Here is a 14542-nt window from a genome sequence, read left to right as displayed (position 1 = left end):
TCAGCCCGTCCTCTGGACGACCCCGAACCCCTGGCCCGCCCATCGGTGTTCCGCCGGTCGATTTCCCCGACCGAGTTCGGGCAGCCCGTGTGGTGATCGGCGGGGACCTGTGATCGCCGCCGCCGATCTCCCACCCGTCCGGCTCGCTCTGCCCGCCATACTTTGATCTGTCGGTGAACGCGTACCGGCCCCTCCTGGGCGGAAGGTGATCCGGCGCGGACGCAGGGGCTGACGATGTTCACGCCCCGCACTTGAGGCGCTTGGGTATGAGGTGGCGTCAGGGGCGTACGGTACAGACCGCCAGCAGGCAGATATTCGCCCCCTGCGTCTGGCTGGAGCCGCCGCTGCCCGCGGAATCCCCGACGGTGCAGTGTGCCAGCAGGCACAAATTCCCGCCCTGTATTCCGCGGTAGACGTTCGACAACGGTCCTGTCCCGGTGCCCTGTTGGCCGCTCTTCTCCGATATCGCCGTGCCACGGGACGAATCCGAGGCGCTGAAAGCGTTCGCGCCGGTCGACGCCGACAGCAGCAGGGCGCCGGCGGCCGCCGTCGCGACGGTCAGGCGGGTGATGGATGCGGGAATCTTCAACTGCGCTCCAAGTCTCGTACGGAACTGTTGCGTTGCGCGGAGATTCGAGGCCGAGTGCTGACGGGCTTGGTGTCCCGCCGATCTGTGACGCAGGTCTCACTCGGTGAGCTTTGTGCAGTTGTGAAGTGCGAATGGCCGGATGGTGTGTGCTGGGTCACACCGGCAATCCGGTTGATCCACGACTCCGAACCCCTTGTTGTCAGCGCGATTTCGGCGATGTCCATCACAGAGGGCGGTGTCTGTGTACTCGAACGGCACATCTGCTTCGCGAGCGTGTACGGCGATCGGAGCGCTTTCAGGGTGGTGGGGGCCGGACTGAGCGGCCCGTGAACGACTCCCTGCCCCGGCGGCTGCCGATGCCATCCAGCCGCTCCTTCAGGCCCAGCGCAAAGGTGATACCGGCGTGACCGCACCGCACACCCCCACTTCGGCGGACACTTCCACCCGCACTCTTCCTCTTACCGCCGCGCAGCGGGGTTTGTGGTTCGCCCAGCAGTTGGATCCTGCCAATCCGGCGTACAACATCGCCGAATACGCGGATGTGCGAGGTGATTTGGACCAGGCGCTCCTCGGCAGGGCCGTGCGGCATGTCTGCGAGGAGTCAGAGGCGCTGCGGGTGACGTTCGGTGAAAGCGACGGCGTTCCTTTCCAGGAAATCCACCCGGACATTCGAATAGATCTTCCCCTGGTTGATCTCTCCGCCCATCCGGCCCCCTGGCGCGAAGCCCTGCGCCTGATGGAGGCGGATCTCGCGCGGCCCGCCGACATCGCCACCGGACCGCTTGTGCGGATGACGCTGTACCGGCTCGCAGACGCGCGCCACCTCTTCCACCAGCAGGTGCACCACCTCGCTCTGGACGGCTACGGCGCGGCCCTCGCGCTCGCCCGGATCGCTGAGGTCTACACGCACCTGGTGACCGCCCCCGGCGAGCCCGTCGAGCACCGTGCCGCCCCTCTCGGTCCCGTCATCGACGACGAGGCCGCCTACCGGTCCTCCGAGAAGTACGCGGCCGATGGGCGCTACTGGGCGGATCACTTCGACGGTGCCCCCGCTCCGACGAGCCTGCACGACGGCTCGGCGGTGTCCGGACCGGGGCGCCGATTCCTTGCCGTACGCCGGGAGTTCGACGCCGGCGGCAGTGAGCGGCTGCGTGCCGCGGCCAAGGCCGCCGGTGTGGCGTGGCCGACCTTCTTCATGGCCGCGATGGGCGTCTACCTGCACCGCAGCCGGGGACTGGGCGAAGTCGTCATCGGGCTGCCGGTGACCGGCCGCCGCACCGCCGTTGCCCGCACCACCCCCACCATGCTGTCCAATATTCTGCCGATGCGGCTGGAGATCTCTCCCTCCGACCGGGTGGCGGACGTCGCCAAGCGCGCCTCCGCCGAGGCCAGGAGCGTGCTGAAGCACCAGCGCTACCCCTCGGAGAGCCTGCGCCGCGACCGCAGGCAGGACGACGGAGCCGCGGGAGGATTCGACGGCGGACTCGGGACCTCACGCCGGCCGTTGACCGGCCCGTCCGTCAACGTTCTCGCCTTCGACGACCGGCTCCTCTTCGGCCCGCACACCGCGACCCTGCACAACCTCTCCATCGGACCGGTCGAGGACCTGGCGGTCGCCGTGCACGCGTCGTACGCGGACGGAGGTCTGCGTGTCGATCTGCTGGGCAACCCCGCTCTGTACACCGAGCGCGAGCTGGAGCGGCACCACGACGCCTTCTGCCGGCTCGTGGAGGCGTTCGCCGACGACCACACCCGTCAACTCGGCTCACTGACCATTGTTCCCGAGGACGAGCACCGGCGGATCATCGGACTCGGCGCGGGGGAGCCGGTCGCCGCCCCGCAGGACGGAACGCGACCTGCCTCGCTTCCCGAGCAGTTCGCCGAGCAGGCCCGGCGGACGCCGCACGACACGGCCGTCGTATGCGCCGACACCCGTCTGACCTTCGCCCAACTGGACACGCGTGTCTCGGCGCTCGCCACCGAACTCGCCGGGCACGGCGCCGGACCGGGTACCCGCGTGGCCGTCGGACTGCCCCGGTCCACCGACCTTGTGGTCGCCCTGCTCGCGGTGATGCGCTGCGGCGCCGCCTACCTGCCGCTGGACCCGTCCTACCCGGCCGACCGCGTCGCCTACATGCTCGCCGACTCCCGGCCGGTGGCGCTGGTGGCCACGGCCGACACGGCGGCCACCACCGATCCGGGACGCACCCTGCCGTTGGTCGACCCCGCCGAGTCGGCATCCATGGCGGGCGGCGCGTACGTACATACCGATCCGCCCGGCCCCGGCGATGCCGCGTACGTCATCTACACCTCCGGATCGACCGGCCGTCCCAAGGGCGTCGTCGTCGAACACCGTTCACTGACCAATCTCCTGGAGCACCACCGCGGCGAGGCGCACGCGCACGCCGAACAGTCCCTCGGGCGCCGACTGCGCGTCGCACTCACCGCCGCGACGTCGTTCGACGCCTCCTGGGACCCGGTGCTGTGGATGGTCGCTGGACACGAACTGCACATCGTGGACGACGACACGCGCCGCGATCCCCAGGCACTGGTGGAGTTCCTGGTCGAGCGGCGCATCGATGCCATCGAGACCACCCCCACCTACATGCGGCAGATGATGACCGCCGGGTTGCTGTCCGCGCCCGCTCACCGGCCCCGGGTCATTGCTCTTGGCGGCGAGGCCGTCGACGACGCGCTGTGGAACGAACTCGCCGCCCACCGCGACCTTGTGGTCTTCAACTTCTACGGCCCCACCGAAACCACCGTGAACGCCGTCACCTCACGCATCGCGGGCGGCACCCCCGTCATCGGCCGCCCCGTCGCGGGCGCACGGGCGTACGTGCTGGACACCGCACTTCATCCGCTTCCGGTCGGCGCCCCGGGGGAGTTGTACGTCTCCGGCGAAGGCGTCGCGCGCGGGTACGCCGGACGCCCCGGGCTCACCGCCGAGCGATTCCTGCCCGACCCGTTCGGCCCGCCGGGACGGCGGATGTACCGGACCGGCGACCTCGCGCGGTGGAGCGAGAACGGCATGCTGGAATTCCTCGGGCGCGGCGACAGCCAGGTCAAGATCCGGGGCTACCGGGTGGAGACCGGCGAGATCGAGGCCGCGTTGCGGTCGCTTCAAGGCGTGGCGGACGCGGCGGTCGTTCTCCACCCGTCGCGCGGGGGCGTGGAGCGGCTGGCTGCTTACCTCGTCACCGAAGGCGGGTCCGGCAGCGACGCGGACGCGCCGGAGATGTCCGACCCGTCCGGCCTCCACGCCTTGCGTGAGGCGCTCGCCGAGGTGCTGCCCGAGCACATGGTGCCCAGCGCTTACGCCGTCCTCCCGCGGCTGCCGCTCACTCCCAACGGCAAGCTCGACACGGATCTCCTCCCGGCCGCGACCCCCCTCGCCGCACGTGGTGGCGGTGTACCGCGCACGCCCGAGGAGGAGTTGATGTGCACGGTCTTCGCCGAGTGCCTGGAGGTGCCGGCCGTCGGCAGGGACGACAACTTCTTTCTCCTGGGGGGCCATTCACTGCTGGCGACACGGCTGGTGAGCCGCGTCAGGGACCGGTTCGGCTCCGAGGTGCCCATCCGGGCGCTGTTCGACCACCCGACTCCAGCCGGGCTGGTCACCGCCCTGGACATGAGCGCTCCGGTACGGCCACCGGTCGCTGCCGTCGAGCCACGCCCCGCGCGTGTGCCGCTGTCCTTCGCACAGCAGCGGCTCTGGCTGCTGGAGCGGATGGGAGAGGTGGGCGCCGCCTACCACTTGCCGATCGCACTCCGTCTGTACGGCAGCCTCGACCGTGCCGCGCTGGCGGACGCCCTGGGGGATCTCGTCGGGCGGCACGAGAGCCTGCGGACGGTTTTCGGGGAGGACGAGCACGGGCCCTACCAGCGCGTACTGCCCGCGGAGCAGGTCCGTATCCCGCTGGTGGCAAAGGCTTTCCCGGCCGGTGGTGGTCCGGTACGTCCGGACGACTCCGCCTTCGCGCTCGGCTCCGAACCGCCCCTGCGGGCAGAGCTGTTCACCGCCGGCCCCGGCCCCGGCGCTGGCCCCGGCGCTGGCCCCGAACTCGGCGCCGACGGACCCGTCGATGAGCACCTGTTGGTGCTGACGCTCCATCACATCGTGGCCGACGGCTGGTCCATGCGCCCGCTGATGCGCGACCTGTCCGACGCGTACGAGGCACGCCGCCGCGGTACCGCTCCCGCCTGGGCGCCTCTGGCGGTCCAGTACGTTGACTACACCCTCTGGCAGCGGGACCTCCTCGGGGATCCCCGCGAGGCCGGCAGCCTCGCCGAGGGGCAGCTCACCCACTGGTCCGCCGTTCTCGACGGCCTCCCGCCCGAGGTGACCTTTCCGGCCGACCGGCCGCGCCCCGCCCGGCACTCCGGCAAGGGCGGCGCCGTACCGGTCCGGATCGACGCGGTCACCCATCAGGCGCTCGTACACCTCGCGGCCGACTCGGGCACCAGCACCTTCATGGTCCTGCATGCCGCACTCACCGCACTGATGACCCGGCTCGGCGCCGGTGACGACATCACCGTCGGCACACCGGTCGCCGGCCGCACCGACGACGCGCTGTCCGACATGGTCGGCTTCTTCGTCAACTCCCTGGTGCTGCGCACCGACACCTCCGGCGACCCGGACTTCCACGAACTACTGCGGCGCGTCCGCGCCGCCGACCTGGCCGCCTACGCCCACCAGGACCTGCCCTTCGAGCGACTGGTGGAGGAACTGCGGCCGTCCCGCTCGTCGTCCAGGCACCCGCTGTTCCAGGTGATGCTCAGCCTGAACAACACTCCCGGCGCTCGCGGCTCGCTCGCGGATCTCACTGTCCGACACGACACGTCGATCGGCCGGTCGGGCGCGAAGTTCGATCTCACCTGGGACCTGGCCGAGCGCCAGGACGCCGAAGGAGAACCGGCCGGTCTCACCGGCGAGCTGGAATTCGCCGAGGACCTCTTCGACCGGCGGACCGCCGAGCGGTTCGCGGCTCACTTCGCCGCGCTCCTGAGCACCCTGGTAGGGCGGCCGGACCAGCCCGTCACCGACTCGTCCTTCCTGTCAGGAGAGGAGCGCGGGGCAGCTGTCGACGAACTGCCGAGGGCGACGGCCGAGCCGTCCACCTCCGGGATGCTCGTCAACTCGGGAGGGCAAGGACCCGACTGGACCATCTCGGACGTCTTCACCTCGCGGGCCACCGCCGATCCCGGCCGTACCGCCGTGGTCGACGCGGAAGGCTCCCTCACCTTCGGTGAACTGCTGGCACGGAGCGAACAGGTGGCCAGGACGCTGTACGAGGCGGGTGTCGGGCAGGGCGACCGGGTGGCCGTCGCCCTGCCCCGGACCGCGCACTACATCGCCGCGCTGCTGGGTGTCCTGCGTGCCGGCGCCGTCCACGTACCGCTCGACCCGGCCCACCCCCACTCCCGGAACCAGCTCATTCTCGACACCGCCGACCCACGGCTGGTGCTGACCACCCGGGCGACCGACGACGCGCTGCCCGCGACGGGGCACCGCAGGCTCGTCCTGGACCACCCGGCCCCTCGCGGCCCGGTCGGCCGGCTGCCCGAGCCGCCGCGCGCCGGGGATGCGGCGTACGTCCTCTACACCTCAGGCTCCACCGGCCGACCCAAGGGTGTCGTGGTCGAGCACCGCTCACTGGCGAACCTGTTCGCCGGTCACCGGGAGAGGCTGATGGGCCCGGCGGAGGCCGCGAACAACGGCCGTCCGCTGCGCGTCGCCCTCACGGCGGCCACCACCTTCGACGCGTCCTGGGACCCACTGCTGTGGATGGTCGCGGGCCATGAACTGCACCTCGTGGACGACGTGACCCGGCGCGATCCGGAAGCTCTCACCGCCTTCCTGCACCACCGCGCCGTCGACGTGGTCGAGACCACCCCGTCCTTCCTCGAACAACTGCGCGCCAGTGGGCTGTTCGCCCACGGCAGGCCGCGCCTTCGCGTGCTCGCTCTCGGCGGCGAGCCCGTCAACGACGCCCTGTGGGACGAACTCGGCGCTCTGCGCGACGTGGCTGTATGGAATCTGTACGGGCCCACCGAAGTCACCGTCGACAGTGTCATGGGCCGCATCACGGCGGGCACCCGCCCGCACATCGGCCAACCGGTCGCCCACACCCGCGCACGGGTGCTCGACGCCCGGCTCCAGCCGGTGGCGCCCGGCACGACGGGCGAGCTGTACCTGGCGGGAGCGGGTCTGGCCCGGGGCTACGAGAACGCGGCGGGCGCCACCGCCGCGCGGTTCCTGCCCGACCCCTACGGCGCCCCCGGCACCCGTATGTACCGCACCGGCGACCTCGTGCGGCGCCGCGAGGGGCGCCTCGAATTCGTCGGCCGCGCGGACGGCCAGATCAAGGTGCGCGGCTTCCGCGTGGAGACCGGCGAGGTCGAGGCGGCGCTGATCCGCCACAGCGATGTCGCGCAGGCGGCTGTCGCCGTACGGCCCGACGCCGGCGGCACGGGACGGCTCGTCGCCTGGGTCGTGCCCTGCGACGGACAGCAGCTGAAAGCCCGCGCGCTGCGGGCCTTCGCCGCCGACCGGCTGCCCGAATACATGGTGCCGTCACTGATCGTGCCCGTGCCGGGGCTGCCGCTGACCGTGCACGGCAAGGTCGACTTCGACGCGCTGCCCAGGACGGCCGAGGACCGGGCGGGGCTCGAAGACCGAGGCGGCGCTCCGCGCTCGGCGCGCGAGGAGATCCTGTGCGCGCTCTTCGCGGAGTGCCTGGACCGCGAAGAGGTCTTCCGCGACGACGACTTCTTCGAACTCGGCGGTCACTCGCTGCTCGCCGTCCACGTCATCGGCCGTATCCGGGGTGCCTTCGGTGTCGAGCTGCCGGTGCGCACGCTCTTCGAGGCGACCACCCCGGCCGCGCTCGCCGAGCGGCTGGACGAGGCGGGCGCCGCGCGCCCCGCGCTGCGGCGCGCCAACAGGCCCCTGCGACCGCCGCTGTCACCGGCCCAGCGCCGGCTGTGGTTCCTGCACGGCATGACCCCGGACGAGACTGACGCCGCCTATCACATCCCCATCGCCGTACGGCTGTCGGGACTGCTGGACCGCGACGCGCTGCGTTCCGCGCTCGGCGACGTCGTCGCCCGGCACGAGAGCCTGCGCACCCTGATCCGCGAGAGCGAGGGCGAGCCCTTCCAGGCCGTGCTCGACCCCGGCGACGCGCGCCCCGAAATGCCCGTGACCCCCGTGACCCCCGTGACACCGGCGCCGTCGGCCGGCGACGAACCGATCGACGGCATGTCCGACGAAGCCCTCGGCGCGGCTCTGCGGGCCTCAGCCGGACGCCGGTTCGACCTGGCGGCCGAGATACCGCTGCGCGCCGAGCTGTTCGCGCTCGCCGCCGACCGGCACGTACTGCTTCTGACGGTGCACCACATAGCCGCCGACGGCTGGTCGATGGGACCCCTTGCCCAGGATCTCGCGGGCGCCTACGCCGCCCGTACGGGGGGCCGTGCCCCCACCTGGGAGCCTCTGCCGGTCCAGTACGCCGACTACACGCTCTGGCAGCGGACCCTTCTCGGCGCCGAGGGCGAGCCCGACTCCTTGGCGGCACGGCAACTGGCCTACTGGGCCTCGCAGATGCGGGGGGCACCGGAGGAGACGGTGCTGCCCGTCGACCGGCCGAGGCCCCAGTGGTCCACCGGCCGCGGCGGCACCGTCGGCATCGACCTTCCGGCCGGCACGACCCGTGCCGTCGCCGTGCTGGCCAAGGAGTCCGCCACCAGTACCTTCATGGTGCTGCACGCCGCACTGGCGGCGCTGCTGAGCCGGATCGGTGCAGGGGACGACGTCACGATCGGCACTCCGGTCGCCGGGCGTACGGACGAGGCACTGGACGGGCTGGTCGGCTTCTTCGTCAACACCCTTGCGCTGAGGGTCGGCTGGGACAGCACGGCGAGCTTCCGTGAACTGCTGGGCCGGGTACGGGAGACGGACCTCGCCGCATACGCGCACCAGGAACTGCCCTTCGAACGGCTGGTGGAGGAAGTCCGGCCCAGCCGCTCACTGAGCCGCCACCCCCTCTTCCAGGTCATGCTCACCCTCAACAACACCCGCCCGCCCCGGCTCGACCTGCCCGGACTGCACGCCACGATGGACGGCGTCGAGACGGGCGGGGCCAAGTTCGACCTGTCGTTCAGCTTCACCGAGCGGCCCGGGGACGACGGCAGCGGTGACCGGCTCGGCGGCACGCTGGAGTTCGCCCGCGACCTGTTCGACGAGCCGACGGCTCACCGGATCGCCGACTGGTTCCGCCACCTGGTGGACGCGGCGGCCACCGCGCCCGGAACTCCGGTACGCGACCTGCCGCTGTACGGCCCCGCCGAAGAGGCGGCACTTATCGGCGACACGGAGGCACCGTCCGCGGTCGAGCACACCGTGCTCGACCGTTTCGCCGCGACGGTGGCACGCTCGCGCAGCGGCGACATCGCCGTGACCGCGCCCGACGGCCGGCTCTCCTTTCCCGAACTGGCCTCCCGCTCGGACCGCATCGCGTCACTGCTCACGTCGGCGGGAGTGGCGACCGGCGACCCGGTCGCTGTGCTGCTGCCCCGTTCGACGGACTCGATCGCGGCGCTGCTGGGCGTACTGAAGGCGGGCGCGGTCTACACGCCCATCGACCTGAGCCTCCCCGCGGCCCGTATCGAGACGATCCTCGACGACGCCCGCCCGCCCCTGGTCCTCACCGCCGCGTCCACCGACGACCGGATCCCACCGGACCGGGCCCGCCTGGTCCTCGGCCCCGACTCGATGGCCGGTAGGCCCAGGGGCGCGGCCGACGCCGGGAGCCCGGGGAGTGACGCCACCACCCCCGCCCCCACGGCCGGTGATCCCGCCTACCTCATCCACACCTCCGGATCCACCGGGCGGCCCAAGGGCGTTCTCGTCGGACACCGTTCACTGGCGCGGCTGCTGGAGCATCACCGGCGGGACCTCTACGCCCCCGCGATGCGCCGCACCGGCAGGAGCCGGCTCACCGCCGCCCTCACCGCCACTCTCTCCTTCGACGCCTCCTGGGACCCAGTGCTCTGGATGATCGAAGGTCACGAACTGCACCTGGCCGACGACCTGACCCGGCGCGACCCGGAAGGGCTCGTCGCCGCCGTCCGCGCCCGCCGACTCGATGTACTGGAGACCACGCCCACCCACGCCCGCCAGCTCCTCGACGCCGGACTCCTCGACGGCGACCACCGGCCCGCCGTTCTGATCCTCGGCGGAGAGGCCGTACCGCCCGCGCTCTGGACCGAGTTGCGCGAGGTCCCCGGCCTGGACGCCCGGAACTTCTACGGGCCCACCGAAGCCACCGTCGACACCCTGACCGCCCAACTCGGGGACTCCGAGAAGCCGGTACTCGGCACGCCCGTCAGCGGGACGCGGGTCCGGCTCCTCGACGCCGGACTGCGGCCCGTACCGCCGGGCGTCACCGGAGACCTCCACCTCGCCGGCGACAGCCTCGCCCACGGCTACCTCGGCCGTCCGGGCGAGACCGCCGCCCGCTTCCTGCCCGACCCCTACGGTCCGCCCGGCACCCGGATGTACCGCACCGGGGACCGGGCGCGGCGATCCGCCGACGGCGCACTGGAGTTCGCCGGACGCTCGGACGGCCAGATCAAGGTGCGCGGCTTCCGGGTCGAGGTCGGCGAGATCGCCGCCGTACTGCGCAGACACCCGAGCGTCGCCGAGGCGGTCGTCGTCCCGGTGCCGGACGGCGCGGACGGTGGGGTGGGCATCCAGCTCATCGCCCACGTCGTACCCGCCGAGGCCCCCGGAACGGGCCCAGCCGACCTCGAAGCCGTCCGCGCCCACGCCGCCCGCCACCTGCCCGCCTACATGGTCCCGTCCGCCTGGACGACCCTGCACACGATCCCGCTCACCCCCAACGGCAAGCTCGACCACGCCGCGCTGCCCACCCCCGTCACCACGCGACAGACGGACAGCACCGGCCGCGGGCCCCGCAACCCCCGCGAGGACATCCTCTGCACCCTCTTCGCCGAAGCCCTCGGCGTCGAACAGGTCCTGATCGACGACGACTTCTTCGCGCTCGGCGGTCACTCCCTCCTCGCCACCCGGCTCATCGCCCGGATCCGCGCCACCCTCGGCGTGGAGGTGAGCATTCGCGCGCTCTTCGAGGCCCCGACCGTCGGCGCCCTCGCCGAACGCCTCCAGGAAGGAGGCGCGAACGCCACCGAGGGCAGCTCGCTCGCGACGCTGCTCCCGCTGCGCACCACCGGCGCCCGGCCGCCACTGTTCTGCGTCCATCCGGCGGGCGGCCTCGCCTGGTCGTACGCGGGACTGCTGCCCCACCTGGACGCCGACCAGCCCATGTACGGCCTCCAGACCCCGAATCTGGACGGAACCGCGCCCTTCCCCGACAGCATGGAGGAGATGGCGGCGGTGTACGTGGCCGAGCTGCGCCGGGTACAGCCCCACGGCCCCTACCATCTGCTCGGCTGGTCCTTCGGGGGCAACCTCGTTCAGGAGGTCGCCGTCCAACTCCAGGAGGCGGGCGAGCGGGTGGCGCTGCTCGCCATCCTGGACGCGTTCCCGCTCGCGCCGCTCGATGACCTCGACAGCGCGGGGCGCGACACCGTCTTCCGGGCGCTGCTCAGCAACCTGGGCGTCGACGCCGGCGCACTCGACGGCGCGGCAGCCGTCGACGCGGCCTCCGTACGCGACGAGTTCCGCCGCATCGGCAGCCCGCTCGGCGCACTGGAGCCGCTCACCATCGACGCGATGGTCGACAACTTCGCCGGCCAGGCACGGCTGATGCGGATCTACACCCCGCGCGTCTTCCAGGGACCCGCCCTCTTCTTCACCGCCACCGAAGGCCGTCCCCGCGACACCTTCGGCCTCGACCTCTGGGCCCCGTACATCACCGGCCCCATCGAGAACCACGACGTGGCCTGCACCCACGCGCAGATGATGCAGCCCGCCGCGCGGGAGCAGATCGGCGCCACCGTGGCGGCAGCCCTGCGCGCCCCCCACCGCACCACACAAGGAGAACTGTCATGACCAACCCCTTCGACGACCCCCGCACCCAGCACCGCGTGCTCGTCAACGACGAGGGACAGCACGCCCTGTGGCCCTCCTTCGCCGCGCTCCCGGCCGGCTGGGAAGAGGTCTTCGGGCCGGCCGACCAGACCGCCTGCCACGACTACGTCGAACGGAACTGGACCGACCTCACGCCCAGGAGCGCGCGCATCGCGGCCGTATGACTCCCGCGACCGCCGCCCGTCGCCTGCCGCACGCCGCCGCCCGCTGAAAAGAGGCTGAGATGACGTCCTCACCGATGCCCCCCATGTCACCGATGCCACACCCGCACAACCCGGCGGGACAACCGCCCGGCACGGACCACGGCCCCGCGATCCGCGCCGAGGGGCTGACCAAACGGTTCGGCGACAAGCAGGCCCTGGCCGGTGTCGACCTGGAAGCGCAGCCCGGGACGGTCCTGGGCGTACTCGGCCCCAACGGCGCGGGCAAGACCACCACCGTGCGGATCCTGTCCACTCTGCTGCGCCCCGACAGCGGCCGGGCCTGGATGGCGGGCCGCGACGTACTGAAGGACCCGGAAGGCGTACGGAAGAATCTCGGCCTCTCCGGGCAGTACGCGGCCGTCGACGAGAAGCTCACCGGCCGCGAGAACCTGTACCTCGTCGCCCGCCTTTACGGCATGCGCCGCACCACCGCGAGACGCAAGGCGGCCGAACTCCTCACCCGCTTCCGGCTAGAGGAAGCGGCGGACAAACCCAGCGGCACCTTCTCCGGCGGCATGCGGCGGCGTCTCGACCTGGCGGGCGCACTCGTGGCGCGCCCCGCCGTGGTGGTCCTGGACGAGCCGACCACGGGCCTTGACCCCCGTGGCAGGGCCGACACCTGGGTATCGATCCAGGAACTTGTCGCGGCCGGCACCACCGTTCTCCTCACCACCCAGTACCTGGAGGAGGCCGACCAACTGGCCGACTGCATCGTGGTGATCGACCAGGGCAAGGTCATCGCACGAGGCTCGGCAGCCCAGTTGAAGGCGCGGGTCGGCGGCGAGCGGCTGACCCTGACGGTCAAGGACCCGCAGACGCGCACCAGGGCCTACGAAGTGCTGGACGCACTCGGCCCTCACCACCCCGAACTCGACCCGCGGACCGGCCGGTTCACCGTCACGACCCTGCACGGCGTGCGGACTCTGGAATACGCGCTGAGCTGTCTCCGGCTGGCGGACGTGGCCGTGCAGGAGATCGAACTCGCGCCCCCCACGCTCGACGACGCCTTCCTGGCACTGACCGGACAGACCGCCGGTCCGCAGAAGCCGGCGGAGACACCGACCGGGAAACCACCCACCGCCTCGCCGCCCGACGCGTCTCCCGAGACCCCGGCCGAGCGGACCGTGCCGCTCCTCGTCACCGGCCCGCGCCCGTGAACCGGGTGGCGCGCGACGCGTGCATCATCGCCTGGCGGAACCTGCTCAACCTGCGGCGCACACCCGGCTCGGTCATCGCCGCGCTCGTCCAGCCGGTCATGTTCGTCCTGCTGCTCGCCTACGTCTTCGGGGGCAGCCTCGGGGGCGCCGACTACCGCACCTTCCTGATGGGCGGCATCTTCGCCCAGGCCGTCACCTTCAACGCCGCCTTCACGGCCCTGGGACTCGCCAACGACATGGACAAGGGCATCGTCGACCGGTTCAGATCACTGCCCATGCCACGCATGGCCGTGATTCTCGGCCGGACCCTGTCCGACCTCACCATGAGCGTCGTGACACTCGCCGTCACCTCACTGTGCGGCCTACTGGTCGGCTGGCGCATCGGGACCTCGTTGCCAGAAGCCGCACTGGCCTACCTCCTGATCCTGCTCTTCGCCTTCGCCATGTCCTGGGTCGGCGCCACCATCGGGCTGATGGCACGCAGCGTCGAGGTGGCCCAGAGCGCCGGGCTGATCTGGCTGTTCCCGGTCACGTTCGTCTCCTCCGCGTTCGTCTCAACAGCCACGATGCCGGGCCCGCTGCGCACGGTCGCCGAGTGGAACCCGGTATCGGCCACCGCGACGGCCGTACGACAGCTCTTCGGCAACCCGCCACCCGCCGGCATCCCACTCGGCGACGCATGGCCGGTCGTGCACGCACTGCCGTACGCCCTGCTGTGCGCGGCCGTCATCACCGCCACGTTCATGGCGCTGGCACTGGGCAGATTCCGCAGGATCGTGGTCGGATGAGACTGCGGCGGGCGTCGCGTGTTCCGCCTTCAGGTGTCCGCGACTCGCTGCAGCGTCAGGGCGCGGTCATGATCCCGATCCCGAGCGGCGTTGCCACCGAGGTCGATGCATTCTCCAGGAGCCGTCAGGTCTTCGACGTCGCCCTGCCGCTCGCCCAGCGTGGAAAGGCGACGACAGCAGCGGGGGCGGGCTGCTCGGGGGCATGCTGAGCGGCTGGTCCGGCACCCAGAACAACGGCGGCCCCTCGTACGCGGAGACCGGCCGCATGGTCGGCCCGGACGGTGCGTCGTCCGGCTTCACCGCCAGCGGCGTCGACGCACGCGGCGAAGCCTTCTATGCCAAGGGCCACCAGCACGCCGGCCCCGACGGAGCCGGTTCAATGACGGTCGCCTCCCGCTCCTGACACCGCACCCCTCCCGTACCCGGGTACGCGTAGAGCGGGAGCGCGTGTCCGTTCCGGACCGGGTGCTTGCCCGCTCCCAGCGGGTCACCGGCGTGAAGGCCCTGAACTTCCCCAAGTCAGGGCCTTCACTCATGTGCTGAAGAGGCGAGGCGGCCCGGTTTCTGTGACCGTCGTTGAAGTGACGGGTGATGGGGCTTGAGAGGTAGGACGGGTCGAGCGAGGAGAATCCGCCATCACGGGGCCCCCGTCCGTCCGCGACTTTCTCCTGAAGACCGCAACAACCCTCTACCGCCTCGAAGAAAGACAACCGGTGAACCGCTGCGGC

General features: G+C 71.6%; 6 protein-coding genes. 5 read left to right on the top strand and 1 reads right to left on the bottom strand.

Annotated elements, in window-relative coordinates:
• Positions 1-277: 277 nt before the first annotated feature.
• Positions 278-589, bottom strand: coding sequence for a hypothetical protein (locus P3L51_RS03185; RefSeq protein ID WP_354603461.1), 312 nt, complete (start codon positions 587-589; stop codon positions 278-280).
• Positions 590-992: 403 nt separating this feature from the next.
• Here P3L51_RS03185 and P3L51_RS03180 point away from each other — a divergent pair, with 403 nt between their 5' ends.
• The 5 genes from P3L51_RS03180 (at position 993) to P3L51_RS03160 (ending at position 14217) form a co-directional block, all read left to right on the top strand.
• Positions 993-11627 carry a non-ribosomal peptide synthetase gene (locus P3L51_RS03180; RefSeq protein ID WP_354603460.1) on the top strand — a complete coding sequence of 3545 codons (10635 nt, stop codon included), beginning with the start codon at positions 993-995 and terminating at the stop codon, positions 11625-11627.
• The gene (locus P3L51_RS03175; RefSeq protein WP_354603459.1) at positions 11624-11830 is read left to right on the top strand and encodes an MbtH family protein; all 207 of its coding nucleotides are present in this window, start codon (positions 11624-11626) and stop codon (positions 11828-11830) included. The genes P3L51_RS03180 and P3L51_RS03175 overlap by 4 nt, the downstream gene beginning before the upstream one ends.
• A 92-nt stretch (positions 11831-11922) precedes the next feature.
• The gene (locus P3L51_RS03170; protein ID WP_354603458.1) at positions 11923-13026 is read left to right on the top strand and encodes an ATP-binding cassette domain-containing protein; all 1104 of its coding nucleotides are present in this window, start codon (positions 11923-11925) and stop codon (positions 13024-13026) included.
• Positions 13023-13814 (top strand): ABC transporter permease, encoded by a 792-nt coding sequence (locus P3L51_RS03165; protein WP_354603457.1) that lies wholly within the window; start codon positions 13023-13025, stop codon positions 13812-13814. The genes P3L51_RS03170 and P3L51_RS03165 overlap by 4 nt, the downstream gene beginning before the upstream one ends.
• 202 nt (positions 13815-14016) lie before the next feature.
• Positions 14017-14217 carry a hypothetical protein gene (locus P3L51_RS03160; protein ID WP_354603456.1) on the top strand — a complete coding sequence of 67 codons (201 nt, stop codon included), beginning with the start codon at positions 14017-14019 and terminating at the stop codon, positions 14215-14217.
• Positions 14218-14542 lie beyond the last annotated feature (325 nt).

The sequence above is a fragment of the Streptomyces panacea genome (genome assembly GCF_040560175.1).
In the GTDB taxonomy this organism is placed as follows: domain Bacteria; phylum Actinomycetota; class Actinomycetes; order Streptomycetales; family Streptomycetaceae; genus Streptomyces; species Streptomyces panacea.
This window is presented reverse-complemented; position numbering and strand designations above follow the sequence as displayed.